The 23,144-nt window shown below is 70.3% G+C and carries 27 protein-coding genes; 24 read left to right on the forward strand and 3 right to left on the reverse strand.

The genetic code is table 11. The features are described from left to right. Positions 1–132: 132 nt before the first annotated feature. The 8 genes from ACFYNL_RS25655 (at position 133) to ACFYNL_RS25690 (ending at position 5,457) form a co-directional block, all read left to right on the forward strand. Entirely contained in the window at positions 133–1,017 is an 885-nt protein-coding gene (locus ACFYNL_RS25655; RefSeq protein ID WP_388807340.1) for an alpha/beta hydrolase, read from the forward strand. Between the two features lie 37 nt (positions 1,018–1,054). After that, positions 1,055–1,309, forward strand: a complete 255-nt coding sequence (locus ACFYNL_RS25660; RefSeq protein ID WP_388807341.1) for a MoaD/ThiS family protein — start codon at positions 1,055–1,057, stop codon at positions 1,307–1,309. 2 nt (positions 1,310–1,311) lie between these two features. Further along, the gene (locus ACFYNL_RS25665; RefSeq protein ID WP_388807342.1) at positions 1,312–2,565 is read left to right on the forward strand and encodes a hypothetical protein; all 1,254 of its coding nucleotides are present in this window, start codon (positions 1,312–1,314) and stop codon (positions 2,563–2,565) included. 153 nt (positions 2,566–2,718) lie between these two features. After that, on the forward strand, positions 2,719–3,456 hold the full coding sequence (locus tag ACFYNL_RS25670) for a DUF2993 domain-containing protein (RefSeq protein ID WP_388807343.1): 738 nt from the start codon (positions 2,719–2,721) through the stop codon (positions 3,454–3,456). Positions 3,457–3,678: 222 nt separating this feature from the next. After that, entirely contained in the window at positions 3,679–3,759 is an 81-nt protein-coding gene (locus ACFYNL_RS25675) for a putative leader peptide (RefSeq protein WP_350310325.1), read from the forward strand. Positions 3,760–3,905: 146 nt separating this feature from the next. After that, positions 3,906–4,751, forward strand: coding sequence for a sulfurtransferase (locus tag ACFYNL_RS25680; RefSeq protein ID WP_388807344.1), 846 nt, complete (start codon positions 3,906–3,908; stop codon positions 4,749–4,751). 63 nt (positions 4,752–4,814) lie between these two features. Continuing rightward, a complete protein-coding gene (locus ACFYNL_RS25685) occupies positions 4,815–5,102 on the forward strand; it encodes a DUF1416 domain-containing protein (protein ID WP_019755963.1) in 288 nt (95 codons plus the stop codon). Between the two features lie 94 nt (positions 5,103–5,196). After that, positions 5,197–5,457, forward strand: a complete 261-nt coding sequence (locus ACFYNL_RS25690) for a DUF3099 domain-containing protein (protein WP_388807345.1) — start codon at positions 5,197–5,199, stop codon at positions 5,455–5,457. An 89-nt stretch (positions 5,458–5,546) separates the two neighbouring features. Here ACFYNL_RS25690 and ACFYNL_RS25695 read toward each other — a convergent pair whose 3' ends face one another. Next, positions 5,547–5,909 (reverse strand): DsrE family protein, encoded by a 363-nt coding sequence (locus ACFYNL_RS25695; protein WP_388807346.1) that lies wholly within the window; start codon positions 5,907–5,909, stop codon positions 5,547–5,549. 208 nt (positions 5,910–6,117) lie between these two features. Between ACFYNL_RS25695 and ACFYNL_RS25700 the strand changes: the two genes are divergently transcribed. The 6 genes from ACFYNL_RS25700 to ACFYNL_RS25725 all read left to right on the forward strand — a co-directional run bounded on the left by ACFYNL_RS25700 (position 6,118) and on the right by ACFYNL_RS25725 (position 11,082). Continuing rightward, the gene (locus ACFYNL_RS25700) at positions 6,118–6,795 is read left to right on the forward strand and encodes a hypothetical protein (RefSeq protein WP_388807347.1); all 678 of its coding nucleotides are present in this window, start codon (positions 6,118–6,120) and stop codon (positions 6,793–6,795) included. Next, positions 6,792–7,625, forward strand: a complete 834-nt coding sequence (locus ACFYNL_RS25705; protein ID WP_388807348.1) for a hypothetical protein — start codon at positions 6,792–6,794, stop codon at positions 7,623–7,625. Before ACFYNL_RS25700 ends, ACFYNL_RS25705 begins: the two co-directional genes overlap by 4 nt. A gap of 221 nt (positions 7,626–7,846) precedes the next feature. Continuing rightward, entirely contained in the window at positions 7,847–8,803 is a 957-nt protein-coding gene (locus tag ACFYNL_RS25710) for a hypothetical protein (protein WP_388807349.1), read from the forward strand. Between the two features lie 241 nt (positions 8,804–9,044). Next, positions 9,045–9,620 carry a heme-binding beta-barrel domain-containing protein gene (locus ACFYNL_RS25715; RefSeq protein ID WP_019754952.1) on the forward strand — a complete coding sequence of 192 codons (576 nt, stop codon included), beginning with the start codon at positions 9,045–9,047 and terminating at the stop codon, positions 9,618–9,620. A 48-nt stretch (positions 9,621–9,668) separates the two neighbouring features. Continuing rightward, a complete protein-coding gene (locus ACFYNL_RS25720) occupies positions 9,669–10,106 on the forward strand; it encodes a transcriptional repressor (RefSeq protein WP_019754951.1) in 438 nt (145 codons plus the stop codon). A 10-nt stretch (positions 10,107–10,116) separates the two neighbouring features. Continuing rightward, on the forward strand, positions 10,117–11,082 hold the full coding sequence (locus tag ACFYNL_RS25725) for a YgfZ/GcvT domain-containing protein (RefSeq protein WP_388807350.1): 966 nt from the start codon (positions 10,117–10,119) through the stop codon (positions 11,080–11,082). Between the two features lie 45 nt (positions 11,083–11,127). Here the strand turns inward: ACFYNL_RS25725 and dtd are convergent, their stop codons facing one another. Beyond that, positions 11,128–11,553: a D-aminoacyl-tRNA deacylase gene (gene dtd, locus ACFYNL_RS25730; protein WP_388807351.1), complete on the reverse strand. Its 426-nt coding sequence runs from the start codon at positions 11,551–11,553 to the stop codon at positions 11,128–11,130. A 158-nt stretch (positions 11,554–11,711) separates the two neighbouring features. On the opposite strand from dtd, the gene ACFYNL_RS25735 reads away from it, so the two are divergent. The 3 genes from ACFYNL_RS25735 (at position 11,712) to ACFYNL_RS25745 (ending at position 14,992) form a co-directional block, all read left to right on the forward strand. Beyond that, positions 11,712–12,335, forward strand: coding sequence for an aerial mycelium formation protein (locus ACFYNL_RS25735; protein ID WP_388807352.1), 624 nt, complete (start codon positions 11,712–11,714; stop codon positions 12,333–12,335). A gap of 166 nt (positions 12,336–12,501) precedes the next feature. Continuing rightward, complete coding sequence (locus tag ACFYNL_RS25740; protein WP_388807353.1) at positions 12,502–13,761, forward strand: GNAT family N-acetyltransferase; 1,260 nt, start codon at positions 12,502–12,504, stop codon at positions 13,759–13,761. Positions 13,762–14,149: 388 nt separating this feature from the next. Beyond that, the gene (locus ACFYNL_RS25745) at positions 14,150–14,992 is read left to right on the forward strand and encodes a winged helix-turn-helix domain-containing protein (protein ID WP_388807354.1); all 843 of its coding nucleotides are present in this window, start codon (positions 14,150–14,152) and stop codon (positions 14,990–14,992) included. A gap of 54 nt (positions 14,993–15,046) precedes the next feature. Here ACFYNL_RS25745 and ACFYNL_RS25750 read toward each other — a convergent pair whose 3' ends face one another. Next, on the reverse strand, positions 15,047–15,235 hold the full coding sequence (locus ACFYNL_RS25750) for a hypothetical protein (protein ID WP_369170343.1): 189 nt from the start codon (positions 15,233–15,235) through the stop codon (positions 15,047–15,049). Between the two features lie 153 nt (positions 15,236–15,388). Here ACFYNL_RS25750 and ACFYNL_RS25755 point away from each other — a divergent pair, with 153 nt between their 5' ends. From ACFYNL_RS25755 to ACFYNL_RS25785, 7 genes are all read left to right on the forward strand, one after another. Beyond that, the gene (locus ACFYNL_RS25755; RefSeq protein WP_388807355.1) at positions 15,389–16,267 is read left to right on the forward strand and encodes a GntR family transcriptional regulator; all 879 of its coding nucleotides are present in this window, start codon (positions 15,389–15,391) and stop codon (positions 16,265–16,267) included. A 29-nt stretch (positions 16,268–16,296) separates the two neighbouring features. Beyond that, complete coding sequence (locus ACFYNL_RS25760; RefSeq protein WP_388807356.1) at positions 16,297–17,016, forward strand: HAD family hydrolase; 720 nt, start codon at positions 16,297–16,299, stop codon at positions 17,014–17,016. Positions 17,017–17,251: 235 nt separating this feature from the next. Continuing rightward, positions 17,252–18,316, forward strand: a complete 1,065-nt coding sequence (locus ACFYNL_RS25765) for a phosphotransferase family protein (RefSeq protein WP_388807357.1) — start codon at positions 17,252–17,254, stop codon at positions 18,314–18,316. 41 nt (positions 18,317–18,357) lie between these two features. After that, complete coding sequence (locus ACFYNL_RS25770) at positions 18,358–19,074, forward strand: HAD family hydrolase (protein ID WP_388807358.1); 717 nt, start codon at positions 18,358–18,360, stop codon at positions 19,072–19,074. Positions 19,075–19,158: 84 nt separating this feature from the next. After that, positions 19,159–20,163, forward strand: coding sequence for an ATP/GTP-binding protein (locus ACFYNL_RS25775; protein ID WP_388807359.1), 1,005 nt, complete (start codon positions 19,159–19,161; stop codon positions 20,161–20,163). Between the two features lie 153 nt (positions 20,164–20,316). Further along, complete coding sequence (locus ACFYNL_RS25780) at positions 20,317–22,500, forward strand: phosphotransferase family protein (protein ID WP_388807360.1); 2,184 nt, start codon at positions 20,317–20,319, stop codon at positions 22,498–22,500. A gap of 18 nt (positions 22,501–22,518) precedes the next feature. Next, positions 22,519–23,130, forward strand: coding sequence for a TetR/AcrR family transcriptional regulator (locus ACFYNL_RS25785; protein ID WP_388807361.1), 612 nt, complete (start codon positions 22,519–22,521; stop codon positions 23,128–23,130). The last annotated feature ends 14 nt before the right edge of the window (positions 23,131–23,144 follow it).

Below are 23,144 nucleotides of genomic sequence, written 5' to 3' on the forward strand. Positions count from 1 at the left end.
GGTACGGAACTGCTCTGCGATCCCGAAGGCCCGTACACCTGCGGTTTCCCGCGTCGTATACAACGCTTCCGAAAGCACAAAAGGACCCGGGGGCTACGCTGCCCGAGTCCTCTGCCCAGCAGAATAGCCGACATGAGCGATGCTCCGGCAGGTCATGTGGCAGGATCGACGGTTCGTCCGAACTGTGAGACATCCAGACGTACACCTATGCGGACGTTTCTGCACACCGACGACGGCGTGACCATCGATTCCGTATACGACCCGGGTGCGGTCGTATACGAGGCCGACGACCCCTCGCGTCCACCCGCCCGTGATCCGGTGTTCGTCGTCGCCCACGGCTTCACCGGCGATGTGGACCGGCCGCATGTGCGCAGGGTGGCGCGGGCCCTCGCGCGGCACGGAGCCGTCGTGACCTTCTCCTTCCGGGGGCACGGCGCCTCCGGCGGACGCTCCACCGTCGGCGACCGCGAGGTGCTGGACCTGGCGGCGGCGGTGCGCTGGGCCCGCGGGCTCGGGCACGCGCGCGTGGTGACCGTCGGCTTCTCCATGGGCGGCTCGGTGGTGCTGCGGCACGCGGCGCTGTACCGGCCGGACGCGGCGGGGAGCGAGGAGCAGCACGCGGGGGCGCACGCGGACGCGGTGGTGTCGGTGAGTGCGCCTGCGCGCTGGTACTACCGGGGCACGCCCTACATGCGCCGCCTGCACTGGCTGGTGACCCGGCCCGAGGGGCGTCTGGTGGGCCGCTACGGATTCCGCACCCGGATCCACCACCGCGAGTGGGATCCGGTGCCGATGTCGCCGGTCGAGGCGGTGCCGCGCATCGCGCCCACCCCGCTGCTGATCGTGCACGGCGACCGGGACGGCTACTTCCCCCTCGACCACCCCAGGATGCTGGCCGCCGCGGCCGGTGACCAGGGCGAGCTCTGGCTGGAGCCCGGCATGGGGCACGCCGAGCACGCGGCCGGCGAGGAACTGCTGGACCGGATCGGGGACTGGGCCCTCGCGCAGGGCGGCTAGCCTGACGGGGTACACAGCCGATCGATTGAGGAACCTGATGCCCAAGGTCACGGTGCGCTACTGGGCCGCCGCGAAGGCCGCGGCCGGGATCGCCGAGGAGCCGTTCGAGGCGGCCACGCTCGCCGATGCGCTGGACGCCGCCCGCGAGCGACACCCCGGTGAACTCGTGCGCGTCCTGCAGCGATGCTCGTTCCTCGTCGACGGCGATCCCGTGGGCACCCGCGCACATGAGACGGTACGGCTGGCCGACGGCGGCACGGTCGAGGTGCTCCCGCCGTTCGCAGGAGGGTGACGATGACCGACCAGCCGTATCAGGGGTACGACGGGTACGACCCGTATCAGCAGCCCGCGCCGCAGGGGTGGCCCGGGCAGCAGGCGTACGACGATCCGCAGGCCGCCCAGCAGCACACGCAGCAGTGGCAGGGGCAGACCTGGGAGACCCAGGTGCAGCCACCGGTCACGCCGGCGGCGGCCGCGGAGACGTCGTATCTGCCCTCCCAGGGGGCGGGGGTGTACGGGTACGGGGACGCGGGGCACACCGGCCCGGCTCCCGGATATCAGGCAGCGGGCTGGGACGGCCCGGCTCATCCGCACGGCCACCAGCCGCAGCCGCAAGGCCGGCCCCAGGGTCACCAGCCGCAGCCGCAGCCGCATGCCCAGCCCCAGGGCCACCAGCCGCAGCCGCAGGCTCAGCCCCAGCCGGCCCACGTCCAACCCCAGGCCACCGGACCCGAGCCGGAAGCGGAGCCGGGTGACGGTTCCGGATACGGCCCGGCGACCCTCGCCGGCAACCCCCGCGTCACCGACGCCCAGCGGGCCCGGCTGGAGGGCCGGTCCCCGATCATCGAGCCGGGGATGCAGCCGGCCGCGCTCACGGCACTGCTGGGAGTGCTGCTCGCGGCGGCGGCAGCGGTCGGCTCGTACGCGCTGCTCGTCCCCCTCGTGGTCCTGCAGGCGGTGACGGCGGCGGGCTGGTTCCGGCTGAACGGCATGTGGCCCGCCCGGCAGGGCATCGCGCTGGCCTTCGCGGGCGCGCTGACGGCGGACGTGGCGCTGCTGGCGGCGGACCGCGCGCCGGCGGCGATCCTCGGCACGCTGGGCGTCTGGGTGCTGCTCGCCCTGGTGCTGCAGCTGCGCTCGCACGCCGACCCGGACGAGCGGATGTACGGCCTGATGGCGACGGTCGCCTCGGCGGCGCTGTCCATCGTCGCGGCCGGGTACCTCGCGGCGGAGGCGGACGCGGCGATCGTGGGCGCGTTCGCGGTGGCGGTCTCGGTCCTGGCGCGGGCACTGCCGCTGCCGACGCCGGCCTCCGTGGTGGTCGCGCTGCTCGCGGCGGCCGGAGCCGGGGTCGCCGGAGGCGCGATGACGGGCGTCGGGGCGAGCGGGGCGCTGCTCGGCGCGGGAGCCGCGGTGTGCGCCCTGATCGGGCACCGGGTGGCGAGCTACGACTACCCGTCCCGTTTCGTCCACTTCACGGCCGGAGTCGCCCTGCCGCTGGCGTGCGCGGCGCCTGCGGTGTACCTGCTGGGGCGGGCGTTGGTCTGAGCCGGGTTCTGGCTCGTTACGGTCGTCCCTGTCACAGGTGATCGACAATTCGGTGGTCCCCCCTTGCCCCAGGGTTACCCTCGCGCTTGACGGCCACCCGGTCGTCAGCGACCGCGTCCTTGATGACCGCCGAGGTGGGGGGAACACCACAACATGCGCGCCCTTCGGATACTGCTGATCCTCGTCGTGATACTCGGCGGCCTGTTCGTGCTGGCCGACCGGCTCGCCGTCGGATTCGCCGAGGACGAAGCGGCCGGCAAGCTCCAGGCCAGCGAGAACCTCACCGCCACCCCCGACGTGTCCATCAAGGGCTTCCCCTTCCTGACGCAGGTCGCTAGCGGCACGCTGGACGACGTCGAGGTCGGCATCAAGGACTACGAGGCGAGCGCCGGCGCCGAGGGCAGGACGATCCGGATCGACGACCTCACGGCGAACATGAAGGGCGTCGAGTTCTCCGGCGACTACAGCTCCGCCACCGCCGCCACCGCAACCGGCAGCGCGTCCGTGACCTACGCCGAGCTGCTGAAGGCCGCCAAGTCCGAGCCCACCCAGGTCGCCCCCGGTGTCACCGCGAACGTCGTCGGCCTCTCCGACGGCGGCAACGGCAAGATCAAGGTGGCCGTCGAGGCCACGGTCCTCGGCAACAAGCTGCCGAACCCGGTCTACGTCCTCAGCTCGGTCACCGCCCAGGGCGACACCGTGAAGGTGAACGCCGACAACCTGCCGAAGTTCGCGGGTGCGGACATCGCCGAGTCCCGGACCCGCGCGATCACCGACTTCGAGCAGAAGATCGACGGCCTTCCGGGTGGCATCGAGCTCGACCAGGTCCGGGCCGCGAAGAACGGCGTCGAGATCACGGTGAAGGGTTCGAACGTCCGCCTCGCCGGGTAGTACCGGACCGGACGAAGCGGCGGTCACCGTGGCCCCCGGGGCGCCGGTGTCCGACTGGCGAGACGGCGCAGTCCGTACCGTAGATGTGACCGCCGATACACCGGCCGACGGGCCGGGCGCGGACGGCCCCGACAGTGATCCATTCCCGAATGGCGGACGATCCTGTCTCAACATGCGACACGCCGGTGACACGCTCGCATGTCCGTCCCTACGATCGAGGCCATGAAGCGACAGGCGGATCTCACGAAGCGGCGGGCAGTAGACCTGTGCCGCGTTGCCGCCATGCTCTGTCGCACCTTCTGAGCGGACGCGTCCGGCGTAGCCCGGCGCCCGCATCCCAGCCGCCCTGCCCAGGGCACCCGTGCGCGCACCCCGGCCCGATCGCCGGTGGCGAACCGCACCCCGCCTACACGCACGCCCCGCCGTAACTGCCCCGGAGGAGAAAGAGCATGAGCCGCAGCGACGTCCTGGTAGACGCCGACTGGCTTCAGGAGCACCTCGACGACGAGAACATCGCGATCGTGGAGGTGGACGAGGACACGTCCGCCTACGAGAAGAACCACATCAAGAACGCGATCCGCATCGACTGGACCAAGGACCTGCAGGACCCGGTCCGCCGTGACTTCGTCGACCAGGCAGGCTTCGAGAAGCTGCTGTCGGAGAAGGGCATCGCCAACGACACGCTGGTGATCCTGTACGGCGGCAACAACAACTGGTTCGCGTCCTACGCCTACTGGTACTTCAAGCTCTACGGCCACGAGAACGTCAAGCTCCTCGACGGTGGCCGCAAGAAGTGGGAGCTCGACGCCCGCGAGCTGGTCGCCGGTGACGAGGTGCCGGAGCGCCCGAAGACCGACTACAAGGCCAAGCCGCAGGACACGTCGATCCGTGCCTTCCGCGACGACGTCGTGGCCGCCATCGGTGCGCAGAACCTGGTGGACGTCCGGTCCCCCGACGAGTTCTCCGGCAAGCTGCTCGCCCCGGCCCACCTGCCGCAGGAGCAGTCCCAGCGTCCGGGCCACGTCCCGTCCGCCCGCAACATCCCGTGGTCGAAGAACGCCAACGACGACGGCACCTTCAAGTCGGACGACGAGCTCAAGGAGCTCTACGCCGAGGAGCAGGTGGACCTGGCGAAGGACACCATCGCCTACTGCCGCATCGGTGAGCGCTCCGCGCTGACGTGGTTCGTGCTGCACGAGCTGCTCGGTGTGGAGAACGTCAAGAACTACGACGGCTCCTGGACCGAGTACGGCTCGCTCGTCGGTGTTCCGATCGAGCTCGGCGCCAACAAGTAAGCGACACGTCCCGAAAACCCCCGACCGGCCTTCCTTCCGGTCAGACCCCTTCTGGAGAAAGACATGTGTGGAGCGAAGGCCGGCGGCCCCGACGCCTCGACGATCAAGCCCGGTGAGACCACCATCCAGGGTCAGGTGACCCGCGACGGCGAGCCGGTGACGGGCTACGTCCGTCTGCTGGACTCGACCGGCGAGTTCACCGCGGAGGTCCCCACCTCCGCCACGGGCCAGTTCCGCTTCTACGCGGCCGAGGGCACCTGGACCGTGCGCGCTCTGGTCCCGGGCGGCACCGCCGACCGCACCGTCGTCGCCGAGAAGGGCGGCCTGGCGGAGGTCGCGATCGCGGTCTGATCGCCGAGCGCACGTGACGGCCGAGGGGCCGCACCTCATGGGTTGGACGCCCGAGGTGCGGCCCCTTTGGCGTGCACAGACCTACCCTGGAGGCATGTACGCGCGCCGGCGTCACCTCTACTTCGCCATGATGGGGACGTGCCTCACGCTCTTCGTCGCGGCCTGGGGCGTCGTACGTCTGTGGTCGGTGCCGGTGGCCGTGGGCATGTGCGTGGTCGCCATGGTCATCCCGCCCCTCGCGGCGATGGTCGCCAACCGCCGCGGCCCCGAGGACCGCTGGTGGGACGACCCCTCGGGCGATCCCCAGTCCGACGAGTGGTGGGACGAGCTGGACGGCAGGAAGGGCCCGCGGTGAGCGTCGGCACGCAGACGCGGGGGAGGGGCCGGCGCGGGGTACGGGTCCGGTAGCCCGGGCGCGACGACCGGCCCCAGGCCGGACACGGCCTAGTAGACCAGCGCCTGAGCCCCGTCACCCAGGGCCTCCTGCACGAAGACCTGCGCCCCGGCGATCCGTACGCCCTCGATGACGTCCTTCTCCGTGATGTCCCGGCGGGCCGCGCACTGGGTGCACAGGGTGACGCGGCCCCCGGCCAGGAGCGAGTCGAGCAGGTCGGGCAGCGGGGCCGCGTGCGGGAGTTCGAACTCGGCGGCCTTGCCCGGCAGCGCGAACCAGGCGGACTCGCCGGTCAGCCACAGCGACACGTCCACGCCGCTGGCGACGGCCACCGCCGCCACCGTGAAGGCCTGCGAGCAGCGTTCGGGAGCATCGGCCCCCGCCGTCACCTTGATCACCAGCTTCTTCGCCATGGCTGAATCGTAATCAACTCCCCTACAACCCAGGGTGCAAGCCGTGGGTCTCCTGTGCGCACGCATACGGAATACGGGCTTCATGTTGGGTGGGGGCGTTGTGGAAGGACCCGAAGAGATACGGGAGGCGGTCGACGCGCCGGTGGCACCGCTCGCGTCAGCCGCTTTCGGACCGCCGCCCCTAGCGCGGCGGCGTGGGCGTACGGCGATGCTGATCGCCGGTGCCGCGGTGCTGGGGCTGGTGGCCGGGACGTGTGCCGGTTACCTGATCCAGGCGGACCGCGAGCCCACCAGGCTGCCCTCGCTGTCGCAGCCGAAGCTGACGCAGGCCGAGGGCGCGGCACCCGAGCCGCTGTCGGCCGCGCGGGATCGCCACGTACGGACCGACGGCGACCTGCGCAAGCTGCTGCTGAAGAAGCCGCGCGGGGCGAAGAGCGCCGAGTGGCTGAGAACCGCCGACGGCTGGGTGGACCTGGCCGATCACGCGCGTACGTTCGAACAGCCGGACGCCGCCTACCCGGAGCTGGTCAGCGACGAGTTCCGGCGCATGGCGGTGGTCGGCTGGAAGACCGGCGACCTCGCGGTGGAGATCCGGCTGGTGCAGTTCCGGCAGGAGGAGTCCACCGCGGCCGCCGACATCACCCAGGACAACCAGTACTGGGCGGAGGCCGAGGACCCCGACAGCTGGGCCGTTCCCGGCACCGGGGACGGTATGGCCTACGCCTCCTCCGAGCCCCGCTCCGAGCCCGGATACAGGCCGCTGTACTCGGCGCAGGCGTTCGCGTGGCGCGGTGACGTCGCGATGCAGGTCTTCGCCTTCGACACGAAGCCGATCGCCAAGAAGACGATCATGAGTCTGGCCGAGCGGCAGATGGAGCGGCTGTGAGCGAGAACGAGACGGGTGCCATCGACGTGCTCGGCTCCGGGGGCGAGCCGTCGGCCGTACCGCCCGCCGAGAGGCGCAGGAAGCTGCGCCCGGGCCGTATCGGTGCCGTCGCCGGGGCGGTCCTGCTGGTCGGCGCGGTCGTCGCCGGGGTCGGGTACACCGTCGTGACGGTGCGGGACGCCGACCGGGACGCGGGAGCGCCGGTGTGGAAGTTCCCCGCGGACCGGCCCGACGAGAAGGCGCCGAGCGCCACGGGGCTGGCCGGGATGCTCGTGCCGTACGGCACCGACGGCTGGGTGCGGGGTCCGGACCACGGCCGGTTCGGCTCGGACGCGCGGCTCACCGGGGCCGAGGCGACGGCCCTGAACAAGGAGTCGCTGCGCGACCTGCCCCGCTCGCAGCGGCGGCAGCTGGAGAAGCAGTCGAACCGGCTGCGCATCAAGGGCATGGCGATGCGGAGCTACTTCAGCGCGAACGGCAGCGGGCTCACCCAGGACGCCGCCGCCGGCATCTACTCCGTGAGCATCGTCCTCAGCCAGATGGAGAACCGGGCGGCCGTGCGGGACATGGCGACGTTCCAGAGCGGGTTCCTCGACGCCCTGGACTTCTTCCGCGAGGGCCCCGTGGTCAAGGGCCACAAGAACGCCAAGTGCTTCCTGGCGCCCAAGGAGGTCACCGAGGGCATCGACAGCATGTTCTGCTCCGCCTACGTCGGTGACGTCCTGGTCACCGCCTCGGCGGACGGCGTCAGGCCACTCGACAGCAAGGGAGTCGCGATGCTGCTGAGCACCCAGCTCGACCGCATCGCCGAGCCGGGGGAGGCGGTATGAGCGAGCACCGGTCACAGAGCACCGAGCAGGCTGGTCCGGCGCCGGAGCCGACGGTGGTGGGGGCGCCCGCCGCGGCACCGGAGCCGCCGGCACCGGCCGCCCCGGCCTCGCCCGCGGCGTCCGCGGCTCCCGGGCCTTCAGCGGCTCCCGGGCCTTCCGCGGCTCCCGCGCCTTCCGCGCCTTCCGCGCCTTCCGTGGCATCCGCGCCTTCCGTGGCGCCCGTGGCTCCCGCGCCTTCCGCGGCTCCCGCACCGACGCCCCAGCCCGCGGCCGACGCGGAGCGGGTGGATGACGCGGTGGACCGGGCCCCGCGTCCGGCCGACGCGTCCGGGTACGCCGCGACCCCGCCCCTCCCCGTTCAGCCCCCCGTTCAGCCCCTCGTTCAGCCGCCGCTCCTCCCGCCCGCGCCCGCCAGGAAGGACCGCCGTGTCCTGCGCGCCGCGCTGCGGTGGACCGCTGCCGTCGTCGTCTTCGCGGCCGTCGGGGCCGGGACGGCGTACGGGATCGCCGGGATGGAACGGACCGATGTGCCGGGGCTGCGGACCGAGTCGGACGGACGGTGGGACTTCCCGACGCTGCGCAAGCCGCCGCTGCCGTCCGGCAGCCCGCAGCCCTTCGCCGCGGAGAACAAGGCCGAGGCCCACTACGCCGACCTGCGCGCCCTGGTGCTGCCCGCGCCCGCGGGGGCCGAGGAGGATCCCGCGTTGCGGGGTGAGGACGGCTGGCTGGACACCAAGGGCTTCCTGGCGGAGTACACCGTGCAGGACGAGCGCGAGGAACTGCGGCAGAAGCTCGTCGACAGCGGCCTGCGCCACATCGCCGCCCGCGGCTGGACCACCCAGGACGGCACGCACTCCCGTGTCTACCTGCTCCACTTCGACACCGCCGCCATGGTGGACGAGCTGGTCGGCGACATCGCCCCGTACAGCGGACCGACGTACAAGGTGCGCGGCACCGATGCCTCGGTCATGGACAACGCCTTCGCGGAGGTGCCCTGGCCGGGTGAGTTCCCCCGCCTCGCCTTCACCGAGTCCGAGCCGTACGGCGCCGAACAGGTCCGCCAGGCGTACCTGTCCGCCGGTGACGTCCTCGCCGTCGTCATCCAGTCCCGCAAGGGCACCGCGAAGGCCGTGCCCTTCCAGCAGACGGTGACCCTGCAGAGCCAGCTGCTGGGCTGACCCCGCGAGGGCGTACCTCACACGGAGGGCCGGGCCCCGGCCGCGTAAGCTGGGGCCCGGCCCTGTGCACGTACCGCAATCCCTCCGCTCAATCGAGGAGCACCCCGTGGAGATCTTCTTCGAAGCCCTGCTGGTCCTGGTCTGCGTCGGCGTCCTCGCCTTCACCGGGCTGGCCGTGAAGAAGCTGTACCAGGGCCAGCGCTGACCGCCATCACCGACGTACGAGACTTCTGAGCTGCTCATGATCGAGATCCCGTCCGACCTCCACAAGGACCTTGTCCCGCTCGTCTTCCTGCTCGGCAACTGGGCGGGCGCGGGCGTGCACGACTTCCCCGGTTCCGAGAAGTGCAACTTCGGTCAGGAGGTCGCCTTCACGCACGACGGCCGGGACTTCCTGGAGTACCGGTCCCACACCTGGGTGCTCGACAACGACGGCAACAAGGTGCGGCCGCTGGAGTCCGAGCACGGCTTCTGGCGTGTCGACGCCGAGCGCAAGGTCGAGGTGACGATGGTCCGCGACGACGGCGTCGTCGAGGTCTGGTACGGCGAGCTCGCCGACAAGAAGCCGCAGATCGACCTGGTCACGGACGCCGTGGCGCGGACCGCCGCCTCCGGCCCCTACACCGGGGGCAAGCGGCTGTACGGCTACGTCAACAGCGACCTGATGTGGGTCGGCGAGAAGCAGACCCCGGAGGTCGAGCTGCGCCCCTACATGTCGGCCCACCTGAAGAAGGTCGTCACCCCGGAGGAGGTCGAGCGCTGGGCCAAGGCCCTCCCGGACGACCTGCCGGACGACGGCATCGCGTTCTTCAAGTAGTCCGGCGTCCGCTTAGGCAGCCGTTCGAATGGCTCTAGACTTTCCGGTGTGGTGAGCACCGACTGGAAGAGCGACCTCAGGCAGCGCGGCTACCGGCTGACGCCGCAGCGGCAACTCGTGCTCGAAGCCGTGGACACCCTTGAGCACGCGACCCCCGACGACATCCTCACGGAAGTGAAGAAGACGGCGTCGGGGGTCAACATTTCCACCGTCTACCGCACTCTGGAGCTGTTGGAGGAGCTGGGGCTGGTCAGCCATGCCCACCTCGGGCACGGCGCGCCGACGTATCACCTGGCGGACCGGCACCACCACATCCACCTCGTCTGCCGGGACTGCTCGAACGTGATCGAGGCCGATCTGTCGGTGGCCGCCGAGTTCACGGCGAAACTGCGCCAGACCTTCGGCTTCGACACCGACATGAAGCACTTCGCGATCTTCGGTCGGTGCGAGGACTGCGCGCTGAAGAGTTCAACTACCGAGTCGTAGGCTTAGTCGTATGAAGAGCCCCCTGCTGACCCTGCCCGGCGCCGTGCCCGCCGAGGGCGTGGACGAAGGCGTCGCCGCCCACTACGGCGATCTGTTCCGTGAGCAGCGCGCCCTCGCCGAGGGCACCGGTTTCGTCGACCTCTCGCACCGCGGCGTCGTGACCGTCTCGGGCGAGGACCGGCTGAGCTGGCTGCACCTGCTGCTCACCCAGCACGTCAGCGACCTGCCTGCGGGTGAGGCCACCGAGGCGCTGATCCTCTCCGCGCACGGCCACGTCGAGCACGCGCTGTACCTGGTGGACGACGGCACGACGGTCTGGGCCCATGTCGAGCCGGGCACCCAGGACGCGCTGATCGCGTACCTGGAGTCGATGAAGTTCTTCTACCGGGTCGAGGTCGCCGACCGCACGGCCGACTTCGCGGTGGTGCACCTGCCCGCGGGGTCGATCGCCGAGGTGCCCGAGGGCGTCGTCGTGCGCGAGACGGCGTACGGCCGTGATCTCTTCCTCCCCCGCGCGGACCTGGAGTCGTACGCCGCGAAGGCGGGCCCGGCGGCCGGGCTCCTGGCGCACGAGGCGCTGCGGGTCGAGCAGCACCGCCCGCGTCTCGGCTTCGAGACCGACCACCGCACCATCCCGCACGAGCTGGGCTGGATCGGCTCCGCGGTGCATCTGCAGAAGGGCTGCTACCGCGGTCAGGAGACGGTCGCCCGGGTGCAGAACCTCGGCAAGCCGCCCCGTCGGCTGGTCTTCCTGCACCTGGACGGCAGCGAGGTCCATCTGCCGGCCCCCGGCACCGAGATCCGGCTCGCCGACGAGGGCCCCGACGGCCGCAAGATCGGCTTCATCACCACGTCGGTACGCCACCACGAGCTGGGCCCGGTGGCCCTCGCGCTGGTGAAGCGGAACGTGCCGGTGGACGCTCGGCTGGTGGCGGGGGAAACGGCGGCGGCGCAGGAGGTCGTGGTCGAGCCCTGAGGCGGGCGCCGTGACCGCGGCTCGCGGTGGCTCTCCTCCTGGTGATCAGATCTCGATCAGCACCGTGAACGGGCCGTCGTTGGTGAGCCCCACCCGCATCCGGGCGCCGAACCGGCCCGTCGCCACCGTCGCGCCCAGCGCGCGCAGTTGCGCGACGACCTCGTCGACGAGCGGCTCGGCCACGTCGCCGGGGGCGGCGGCGTTCCAGGTGGGGCGGCGGCCCTTGCGGGCGTCACCGTAGAGGGTGAACTGGCTGATGACGAGGAGCGGGGCGTCGATGTCGCTGCAGGACTTCTCCTCGTGCAGCATCCGGATCGACCAGAGCTTGCGGGCGAGTTGGGCCGCCTTCTCCTCGGTGTCCTCGTGCGTGACCCCGACCAGGACGCACAGCCCCTCGCCGGTGATCTCCCCGACCGTCTCGCCGTCCACGACGACGCTCGCGCCGTCCACTCTCTGCACCACAGCTCGCATGCCGCCATCATGCCGGGTGCGGGAAAGTGCCTCGTAAGGGGCTTCTTTTTTGATCACTAAGCCCCCATCTGGGGCTGTTCGTGGGCACTCGGTCACATAGCGTCCAGTTGGGATGGCACCATGCTTCCACGCGCCGGTCGAGGGGACGGTAGAGGCACATGAGCACACCGAGTACCGGGCAGCCGCCTGGGGCTGTCGTGTTGGACCAAGCGGGCCGGCTGGAGGCTCTTCGGCCGCCCACACAGCGCACCGCCGAGGATCCGGGACCGGGTGCCGATCCACGGCTTCCGGTGGACCCGCCCGAGCCTGATCTGATCCGGCTCAGCCTGCCCGAGCTGCGCACCCTGCGCCGGGACGCCCAGCGGGACGAGGCGGACCTCAGTTACGTACGGCGGCTGCTGCAGGGGCGGATCGACATCCTGCGGGCCGAACTGGCGCGGCGCTCCCCGGCGGGCGCGGCGTCCGTCGTGGAGCGCCTGTCGGAGATCCTGACCGACGCCCCGGCCCGCCACCGCTCCTCCGCGCGCCATGTCACGCTCGGCACCCCGCAGAGCGAGGAGTACCGGCGGCTGGCGTCCGAGATGCTCGCCGAGGTCGAGCTGTCGGACCTCCAGGCGCGTACGGACGTCGAGCTGAACACCGCGATGGGACGGCTCGTGCAGTACGAGCAGCAGGTCTCGCGGCGCCGCCAGTTGCTGCAGCGGACGGCGGACGACTGTGGCGCGGAGATCAGTCGCCGGTACCGGGACGGCGAGGCCCAGGTCGACGATCTGCTGACCTAGGGCCTGTCGTTTGGATCATGTCGGTGTCGCGGGGCGGCCGCCGCCGTCCACAGGCTGTGGACGGCGGCACCGGATCGGGACGCGGGTCGGGGGACACGGGCGGGGCGCGGCGGGCCGGCGGAAATTTCGGCGACACCCCCGCGCCCGCCCGCCTACCGTGGGCCCCATGAGCCGCCCCGAACCCCCCATAGACGTCCGCCCGATCACCGAAGCCGACATCCCCGACTGGACCCGGGCCCTCAACACCGGTTTCCTGCGCACCCCCGGCGTCGCCGAGACGGAGATCGCGGACCGCGCCTCGTACCTCGTGCCGGCCCGGACTCTGGGCGCCTTCGACGACGGCCGGTGCGTCGGGACGTTCCGGTCGTTCGCGCAGGAGCTCACCGTGGTGGGCGGCGGGACCGTTCCCGCCGACGCCATCACCAACGTCACCGTCACCCCCACGCACCGTCGCCGCGGCATCCTCGGCCGGATGATGGAACGCGACCTGGCCGCCGCGAAGGACCGCGGCGACGTCGTCGCGACGCTGATCGCCGCCGAGTACCCGATCTACGGCCGGTACGGCTTCGGCCCCGCCACCTGGACCGCCCAGTGGACGATCGACGTCCCGCGTACCGGCCTGGACCCGAGGTGGGCAGGTCCTGGGGACGGCGGCCGTATCGACATCGTGGACCCGGCGGACGTACGCAAGATCGGGCCGGAGCTGCACGAGCGGGTGCGCCGTGCCCAGCCGGGCGCCGTCAACCGGGACGCGCGCTGGTGGCAAGTCGCTACGGGGGCGCTGCGCCTGGACCGGGACCCGTGGACCGAGCCCTTCTTCGCCGCGTACCGTTCGGCGGGCGGTGAGGTCCAGGGGCTGGTGGCGTACACGGCGGACGACCGCTGGGGGGACGGCAAGCAGCCGTTGAACACGGCGAGCGTGAAGTGGCTGATCGCGGCGACGCCGGACGCCGAGCGCGCGCTGTGGCGCTACCTGTGCTCGATCGACTGGATCACCACGGTCAAGTCCGGCTGGCGGGCTCCCGACGACCTGCTGCCCTTCCATCTGCCCGACCCGCGGGCCGCCCGGATCACGACGCTGGCGGACTGGTTGTGGGTGCGGATCCTCGATGTCGTACGGGCCCTGGAGGCCCGGACCTACGAGGGCGAGGGGGCGCTGGTGCTGGAGGTCGTGGACGAGGGCGGACCGACCGGCGGGCGGTACCGGCTGGAGGCGTCCGCGGACGGAGCCCGTTGTGCGCCGACGGCCGCTGCCGCCGACCTCACCCTCGACGTCGCGGAGCTGGCCCGGTTGTGGCTCGGCGACGAGTCGGCCGTGCGGCTCGCCGCGCTGGGACGGGTGCGCGAAGACCGAGCGGGCGCCGCCCGGGTGGCCGACGCCCTGCTGCGTACGTCCAGGCGTCCTTGGTGCCCGGACATCTTCTGAGGTCTCCTCTCTGCCGACGACGGGGGCTCATCCGTAGCGAGCTGTGCGGTTGTGGTTGGTGTTCGGTTGTGGCTGTGCCATCACGCTGTTCGGTTGTCGGTGTGAAGTTGTGGCTGTGCTGACCGATCGGGCTCCCGGCTCCCCTCCGGAAGGGAGCCCGGCCGGTGGAACTTCGGCTTCAGTGGCCAACCCTCTGAAAGCTTGACCATGTTGTTGAAGTTGGCGACCAACTTCCCTGTAGTTATGACCGCTTGGGAGCGGCTCATAACCACCATGCGCGGAACTGCCTAAAGATGGCGGGAAGTTGTAGTGTTTTGTCGTGGAGCCGAAACACGCCCCCGTCACTGGACGGAACAGGTCACAGCGGCCACAGAAGTCACACCGGGAGGTGGCCGACGAGCTGCGCGCCCGGATCGCCTCGGGTGAGTTGCGGCCCGGCCAGCGCATGCCCACCCAGGCCAAGCTGGCCGACGAGTTCGGCGTCGAGCGCGGAGCCGTGCGCCAGGCCCTGCGCATCCTGCAGTCGGAGCACCTGCTGACCAACGTGTCCAAAGGGGCCCCGGCGACCGTCGCCCTCGACCTGGGCAAGGCGCTGACCGGCCCGGGAGCACCTCCGCAGCCCACCATGGTGGCGCTCGCCCCGCGCATCGCGGCCGCCTTCGCGGCTCCGCACGTCGAGATCGACGCCCTGTGCCTGACCTCGGTCTCCCTCACCCTCGCCATGGGCGAACCGCTGCGCCAGATCCACGCCGGACAGCTGAAACCGGCCAAGGTCGACGTCCGCGTCCTGCTGCCCAGCCGGGACATCTCGCTCGCTTTCCCGACCCCGGTGGACGCCACGGCCGACGACGCCGACGAACGGCTGCGCCGGCGCTGGCTGGCCCAGCGCAACGCCCAGGGGCAGGTGCTACGGCACAACCTGCTCGCGCTGCGCTCCACGCACGGTATCGATGTGCGGGTCAGCTTCCGCGCGCTGCCGTTCACCCCGCCGGTGAAGCTGTACCTGCTCAACAGCACGGAGGCGCTCTTCGCCTACTACACGCTGAAGCGGCACGAGGTGGAGATCGACCACCAGCAGCTGGAGATGTACGACGCCCCGGGCATCCAGTCGACGCTGTTCGCCTTCGAGCAGGGGGCGGGGCTGCGGGACACGACGTTCGTGGAGCAGTCCCATGTGTGGTTCAACGCACTGTGGGAGACGATCAGTTCGGAGCTGGTGCTCACGAGCTGATCGTCTCCCACAGCGTTTGACCTGTGCGTTCGTGGTTCCGGTGGTGCGCATGGCTCATAGGGCGGGCCCCGAGACCAGAAGGGCGAGGACGACGGCCCCGATCGAGGAGACGGTGGGGCTCTTGGCCTTGATGCCGATGGTGAGCAGCAGCAGGCCGATGACGCCGGTGGCTCCGTACTTCCACTGGAGGGTCTGTTCGACGCCGACGACGAAGACGGCGGAGAGGAGTGCGAGGACGGGCATCGGTGTTTCCCCCTTCGGGCTCCTGGGGATGGAAGGATTACTTCCGCCAACTCAACCAACTTGACGCCAACTCTGATTAAGTTGTCCCCACTTGGCCCCTACTTTGAAACAAGTCGCTAACAACTCCCGCTAGATGGATCAGAGTTGTAGCGTTTGGTCGTGACTCAGGAGAGCGTGGCAGTGAACGGCAGCAGGAGACTCTCTCCGCAGGAGATCGCCGACAACCTGCGGGAACGGATCCGGGTCGGAGACCTCAAGGCGGGCGACCGCCTGCCCACCCAGGCCGAGCTGGCCGAGGAGTTCGGGGTGGAGCGGGGCACCGTTCGCCAGGCGTTGCGCGCGCTCCAGGAGGACGGTCTGCTCACCAACGTCAGCAAGGGCAGCCCGCCGCGCATCGCCCTGCCGGCCCCGACCCGGGACGCCCCCCAGCCGACGATGGTCAGCCTGGCCCCCCGGCTCGCCGATGCCTTCGCCGCCCCGCAGGTCCGCGTGGACGTGGTGTGCCACACCTCCGAGACCCTGATGGTGGCCCTCGGCGAGCCACTGCGCCTGATCCACGAGGGGTCGGTCCGCCCTCGGACGATCGACGTACGGATCCTGCTGCCCTCCCGGAACATCCATCTCGCCTTCCCGGTGCTGGTCGAGGGGCGGGGCGACGACGACCCCGTGCACCAGCGCTGGCTGGCCATGCGCAACGCCCAGGCCCAGGTGCTGCGCAACAACCTCCAGGCCACCCGCGCCACGCACGGCGTCGACGTCCACGTGACCTTCCGCGCGCTGCCGTTCACCCCGCCGATCAAGCTGTACCTGCTCAACGGCGACGAGGCGCTGATCGGCTACTACGTCCTCACCGAACGCCAGGAGGAGTACGAGAGCCGGACCCTGGACATGTACGACGCCCTGGGCTCGCAGTCGCTGCTCTTCTCCTTCGCGCAGTCGGCCGGGCAGCGCGACGCCGCCTTCGTGACGGAATCCCAGAAGTGGTTCGACGCCCTCTGGGAAACCATCAGCACGGAGCTGACACTCTCCTAGTGACTTCTGATACGACACGGACCGAACCGGTGACCGCCGAGACCGAAACCGACCCGCACCGGCTCCGGGAACTGATCGCGGGCGCCCGCATCGTGCTCTGGGACTTCGACGGACCGATCTGCCGGCTGTTCGCCGGGCACTCGGCGGAACGGGTCGCGACCGACCTGGTGGAGTGGCTGGAGCGACGGGGACTGCCCGGCCTGCTGTCCGAAGACGAACGGGAGTCGCTGGACCCCCATGTCGTCCTGCGTGCCGTGGACCGCCGGCGCCCGGGCAGCGACCTGGTCGCGGAACTGGAGGAACGTCTCACCCAGGAGGAGCTCAGGGCGACCTCCTCCGCGATGCCCACCGCGTACGCCGACCCGCTGATCCGCACGTGGACGGCGGTCGGGTCCCGGCTGGCCATCGCCACCAACAACTCCCCGCGCGTGGTCCGCACGTACCTGGACGGCCGCGGGCTGCTCCCCTGCTTCAGCCCTCATGTCTACGGCCGCACCCAGAACCTCCACCAGCTCAAGCCGGACCCGCACTGCCTCAACCGGGCCCTGAGCGCCATGGGCGCCGCCCCCTCGTCGGCGCTGATGATCGGCGACACGCCCTCGGACTTCATCGCGGCGGATCGTGCCGGAGTCCCGTTCCTGGGCTACGCGCGTAACCCGCGCAAGGAGAAACTGCTGCGCGAGGCCGGGGCCACGTCCGTCGTGGACTCCCTGTGGCCGGTGCTGGCGCTGGTCCGCGCCGGCGCCTGAACCAGTTACGGCGCACCCTTCCGAAAAGCTCGATGTGGCTCCGAACGGGTTGTCTCGTTCGAGTCGCCGTCCACACCGAACATGTTGGCGCAAACCGGCGGCCGTCTCCCGGACGTGCACGAATGTGTTTGTGCAACGTGCCACAAGGATCGGAAAGTTATGCACCTGTTGACATGGTCCTCAGTCTGAACCGCTACTCTCGGCCATCGTGCCCCCTCTGCAACACGGAGCGCGCTTGTCGCTCGCGCACCGCCTTCTGGAGTCCCGTCGACTCCGAGGCAGGGGAAAGGTGCTCAAGGGCCACCACAACACCAACTACGTGGTGCGGGTAGGGCTGTTGCTAGCCCTGGTGATCGGTGTCGTGCCGTACACGCGGTTCAAGTACCGGGTGCCGCTGAACACGGTCGAGGTCGTCCCGCGCATCTGGCCGCGAGAGTCTGATGTCCTCGAGGTCGTCTGCCGGTATCTGCGCGAGGTGCCGCGTTGCCGCGCCGTGCTGGGCGACCGCTCCCTGCACCGGTATCGCAGGGGCAAGGCGCTCAGTGAGCGGAACTCCGACGGTGTCGTCGACGACAAACTGATGCGCGAGTTCGCCGCGTTCTTCGCCAGGGCCGCCGAGGTGCCGGTCAACGAGCTCCCGCCGCCCCCTCAGGACTGGCCGACCGATGGCGACAGCCAGGGCTTCCTGCACTGGCTCATCGACTTCACCGAAGAGCGCGTCCACCGGCCCAACCGGGACCGCTTCGGTGTCCTCTTCGACGCGGTGGGCATCCCCCGGGACGCGATGGCGACGTTCAGGGAGAACCACCAGGGTCTGACATCCCGACCGTTCCGGCTTCTGCACACCGACGTCCACCGCGCCAATGTCGTGGTGCGGCGCGGGCGGATCTCGGTGATCGACTGGGAACTGGCCATATATGGGGATCCTCTTCATGATCTCGCGACTCATATCGTGCGCATGGGGTACGGCAAACAGGAGCAGGCCGTGATGACCGACCTGTGGGCCCAGGCGATGAAGGAGGCCGGCCACCCCGAGCTGACCGTCGGTCTGGACAAGGACCTGAAGACCTACCTGGCCTTCGAATACGCCCAGTCGGTGTTCCCCGACGTCATGCGTGCGGCTCTCGCGCTGCAGGGCGACCCGGGGGAACAGGACTTCCACGCGGCGGCGGAGCGGGTGAGCCGAGCCATGGGGCGGGCCCGTGAACCGCTGAAGCTGGTGGAGGTGCCGGACTTGGAGCAGATCGTGCAAGCCCTGCGGGAGTGGCACAGTACGACCGTGCCGACGACCGCGGCATGACCGTACGCCGGAATTCCATGCCGGACAGAGGAACTGCGCAGGTGAGTGTGCTCGACGACGAGGATCTACTGCTGGGTGCGGCGAAGCAGATCGTGAACGGACGATGTGTCCTGTTCGACTTCGACGGGCCGTTGTGTCGTCTGTTCCCCGGCAGGTCGTCGGGGCCCCTGGCGGACACCCTGCGGGGGATCGTCGCGGAGCACGGCGCATCGGGGCTGCTCCCACCGGCGGCGTTGGTGTCCATCGACCCTCAGGACGTACTGCGGGCCGTGGATCTGGCGCGTCCCGGGAGTGAGCTGGTGGCGGCGCTGGAGGCGCGGCTCGTCGAGGGGGAGATCGAAGCGGCGCTGAGCGCCCCGCCCACGCGCGGGGCGAGCCCGCTGGTCCGGCGCCTGGCGAAGGAGGGTGTGCGGATCGCCGTCACCACCAACAACTCCCCGGAAGCCGTCGACACGTACCTGCGCCGGATGCGCCTGCGCCGCTGCTTCGCGGGTCACCTTTACGGCCGTACCGACAACCCCAGGCGGCTCAAACCCCACCCCGACTGTCTGGACCGCGCGCTGCACGCGCTGGGCGCTGACACCCAGGACGCGCTGATGTTCGGTGACACGGTGACGGACCTCGCAGCGGCCGAGGCTGCCGGTGTGCAATTCGTGGGATACGCCCGCGACGCCGATGAGGCGAAAGAGCTGTGGGAGGCGGGTGCGCCTGTCGTGCTGTCCCGCTTCGATCACTTCTCGGCCATGATTCCGTGGTGATCTCGCAGTCCTCTTCCTGGTCACCCGTCCGGCGGGGCACGATGAGCAGGCTCGAATCAAATCGGGGGCGCACAGGGGGAATTGGTGTCGGACACAGGCTCGTCGTGGACCAGGAGACTGGCCGCCGGGTGGGGGCGTGCGGAGTCCACGGTCACGAAACTCTTCCTGTTCGCCGTCTTCGTCGTCGGGCTGGTGGCCCAGTTCGTGAAGCCCGTAGGTGACGCCCTGCAGGACAAGGTCTACCTGGGCGGGGCACTGCTCACAGTGGTGGGGTACGTGCTCTACGCCGAGGTACAGCGCCTCAACGCGGGGCACTCCGAGCAGCGGCGGGCCGAGGCGGAACTGCAGGCCGTGGCGCGGCGGCTGGAAGGGGAGGTACAGCGTCTGAACCAGGCCCTTCGCCCGCGTGGAGTCCCGCCCACGGAGCTGGAGGCACGGTTCAAGGATGTTCTCGAACGCGGCGGAGACGTCCGCCTCTCGGTGCTGGGGTTCACCGGCGAGACGGTCGCGGATCCCCTGGTGACGCGGGTACTTCCACGGCTGACCCAGGGCGTTTCGCGCACCATTCGGCTTCGGGTTCTCGTCCCGGATTTCACCAAGGAGATCGAGTTCCCCGGCCGGGTGGGCGCGGACGGCAAAGCCGGTGACGCTCCCCGGTTCCGGGCGAGCCTGGTGAACCGGATCGCCCTCCACGAGGAGAGGTTGAAGAACCAGACAGAGCGCATGGAGCGAAAGGCCCAGGGGACACTGTCCGTCGAGTTCCGCGTGCTGCACATGTCGCCCTGGCTCAAGCTCTACTTCATCAACGACGACGTCGTGTACGAGGGGATCTACGACAAGGTCGAGCCGAACTCCGAGACCCGCGACGCCGACGTCACCGGGCAGCCCGAGCCCAACGGGAGTGGCGGCCACCTCCTGGATCCCCAGGGCTACGACTCCTTGCTGACCCGCTGGGCCAAGGACGACGGCGACGAGGCAAGGGAGATCGTCACTCGGCGCCTGGAACTGTTCGACACTCTCTGGGACAGCGCGCGCGCCTTCACCACCGAGACGTCCGGCACGACGCCGGAACGGCCGGAGGTCTCCTGAGGGAAGGGAAACCGATGGCTCCGGCTCCCGACGCCGAGCCTCGGCCCTCTGGGGCTGGACCCCGTGTATCGGGGCAACCGGGGCCGCTTCGGCGGTGGTTGTGGTCCTATGGTGTTTTACGTCTTTCCTTCGCGCGACACCCGGGAGCGGCCCGTGGGCGCACATCCCCTTCCCCGTCCCGTCCACGAGCGGCGTGACATGTCCGCCGACGTCATCAGGGAGTTCGTAGGGCGAGCCGTGAGGCTGGGCCAGGTCACCGGTGGGCATCGCAACCAGGGCTACGTGTTGCCGCTCACGGATTCCATGGCCCGGCTGGTGGGCCGCGAGGCCGGGACATCCGTGATCGTGCGGATCAGGCGTACGGAGGCGTGGCCCGGCGTGATCAGGACATGGAACGACGAGGCGCGGATCCTCCATGGCATCAGGGGCTCTGTGCCGCACGCACCCGAGTGCCTGATCAGACGGGGCGGGTTCTCGATCCACAGCCATGTGGAAGGTGTGCCGCTGTCGGCTGTCTGTGGGAACGACGAACCCGTCGCCCCCTCGCTGGCCGAGGAACTGGTCGGCCTCCTCGCCCAGACGTCGAAGGTGCGCCTGGGCTCCCTACCGCCTCTGCCGGCGGTCTGGCCGCGCAACCACATGGACAGCCAGGGGTTTCTGCGGATGCTGGCGCGCCTCGTGGACCGGCAGTTCCGGCAGCCCGACTGGCATGCCTTCGGCGGGCTGTTCAAAGTGCTCGGCATCCCCGAGGATGCCCTGATCGGGTTCGCCGAGCGCGTGCCCGCCATGGCCCGGCGGCCGTACAGCCTGCTGCACGCGGACCTGCACCGGGACAACCTGATCATGACCTACGACGGTCACCAGTCCCTCGTCTGCCTCGGCTGGGAGCTGGCCACCTACGGTGACCCTCTGCACGACCTCGCAACTCACCTCGTGCGCATGCGCTATCCCGGGTACCAGTGGGCGGAAGTCGTCGACGCCTGGGCGGAGGCCATGACGGAGGTCCGCCCTTCCGCCGTCGTCGGCGTCGCCAAGGACCTGCGCCACTATGTGGCCTTCGAGCGGGCCCAGTCGGCGTACTCGGACGTGCTGCGGACGGTGCGTTCTCTGGAGCAATCGTTCCCGCAGAAGAGCCTCGGCGAGGCGACTGCGGAGGTGCGCCGGGCGCTGGCGGAGGCCCAGGAGCCACTCCTGCTCGGACACGTACCGAGCGAGGGGAACGTCGAGGGGGCTCTCGTTCGGTGGCTCGCGTCGCGGAGGGGGCCTGATCTCGGGGGCCTGGACGCGGAGGCCTTCGGCTGGAAGCCGGACCGTCGGCTGCCCGCGGCTTTCGACTTTCCCGACTCAGCGGTGCGCGACGCCCTGCTCACCGAGGGTGCGGCCCCGGCAGGCCGGGTGTTCAGGGGCACCGCGCACGTCAACACGGTGGTCCCGGTGCCGGGCAACAGGTTCCATGTCGTGGTCCGGCGCAGATTGGCGGACATCCGCCGACGCGAGCCCAGCTTCCTCAGCGAATACGCGGTGCTCAGGGCGATCGAGGACTCGGGCGCCAGGATGGCGGTTCCCAGGATCCTGGCGCTCGGCGAGAGCCATCCGCGCGAGTTCTTCGCCGTTCACACCTATGTCGGGCATCCGGACGTCGACAGCCCGCCGAACCACCCGGTGCACGGCCTGATGCCGCACGAGGCCGACGGGCTCGTCGACCAGCTCTCCGCCCTGACGCACGTCAACTACTGGCGACTCGACCCGGCCGCCGGGGAGGGCGGGTTCTTCTGCTGGCTGAGAGCCCAACTCGTGCTGCTGGTGAGCGACTTGCCCAGGGAGTCGCAGCGGTTGGCCCGCCTCATGGGGCTCCCCGACGCGGAACGCCTTCAGCAGATCCTGTCCCGTCATCGGGTGAGCGAGCGCAGGTCGTCGCTTCTGCATGGTGATCTCAACCCATGGAATCTGGTGCGCCGCAACGACGACCTGGCGCTGACCATCATCGACTGGGAGATGGCGGTGGTGGGCGACCCGTTGTACGACCTGGTGCGCCACATGCACCTCACCCCGACCCGGCCGGAGATCCGCGACCGTATGTTCCGGCGCTGGGAGAGCACGCTCGGCCCCGAGTACAGCCTCGACTGGCGTCGCGACTGGCGCGAGTACCGGTTGATCGAGGTCGTGCGGTCCGCGTACATCGACCTCGACCGAATGGTCACCGGAGCGAGCCTGGACGCCCCCAACGTCCGCCGGGCGGTCGAGTCCTACCCGATGACCCTGGCGGCGGCCCTGGGGGCGCTCGGGCTGCCGGTGCGGTGGACGGCCACCCCCTCTCTGGCGACGGTGCTGGTCTGACGCCCGTAGGCTCACGTCATGAGCGAGATCGGCCTGCGGGAGCGCAAGAAGCGGCGGATGTACCGGACCGTGTCGGACACCGCCATCCGTCTCTTCCTGGAGAAGGGCTTCGACGCCGTCTCCGTGGCCGAGGTCGCCGCCGCGGCCGAGATCTCCAAGCCGACGCTCTTCCGGTACTTCCCGACGAAGGAGGATCTCGTCCTGTACCGGTTCGCCGACCACGAGGACGAGGCCGCCCGGATCGTACGGGAGGGACCCTCGCCCGTCGCGGCACTGCGGCGGCACTTCCTGGCCGGGCTGGAGCGGTGCGACCCCGTCACCGGGCTGAACGACCATCCCGAGGTCCTCGCCTACCAGTCGATGCTGTACGGGACTCCCGCACTGGCCGCCCGCCTGTACGGCTACCTGGAGCGGTCGGAGGCCGCGCTCGCCGAGGCGCTCGGCGGCGGGCTGGAGGCGAGGCTGGCCGCCGGGCAGATCGTCGCCGTGCAGCGGGTCCTGGCGCAGGAGAACTGGCGACGGATCGCGGCGGGGGAGCCGTTGGCCGAGGTGAAGCGGGATGCGGTGACGGCGGCGGAGCGGGCGTTCGGGGCGTTGGAGGCGGGGCTGACGGGACTGACCGCGCTCTGAGCCTCAGTAAAAAA

It is taken from the genome of Streptomyces sp. NPDC007808, assembly GCF_042868655.1.
In the GTDB taxonomy this organism is placed as follows: Bacteria; Actinomycetota; Actinomycetes; order Streptomycetales; family Streptomycetaceae; genus Streptomyces.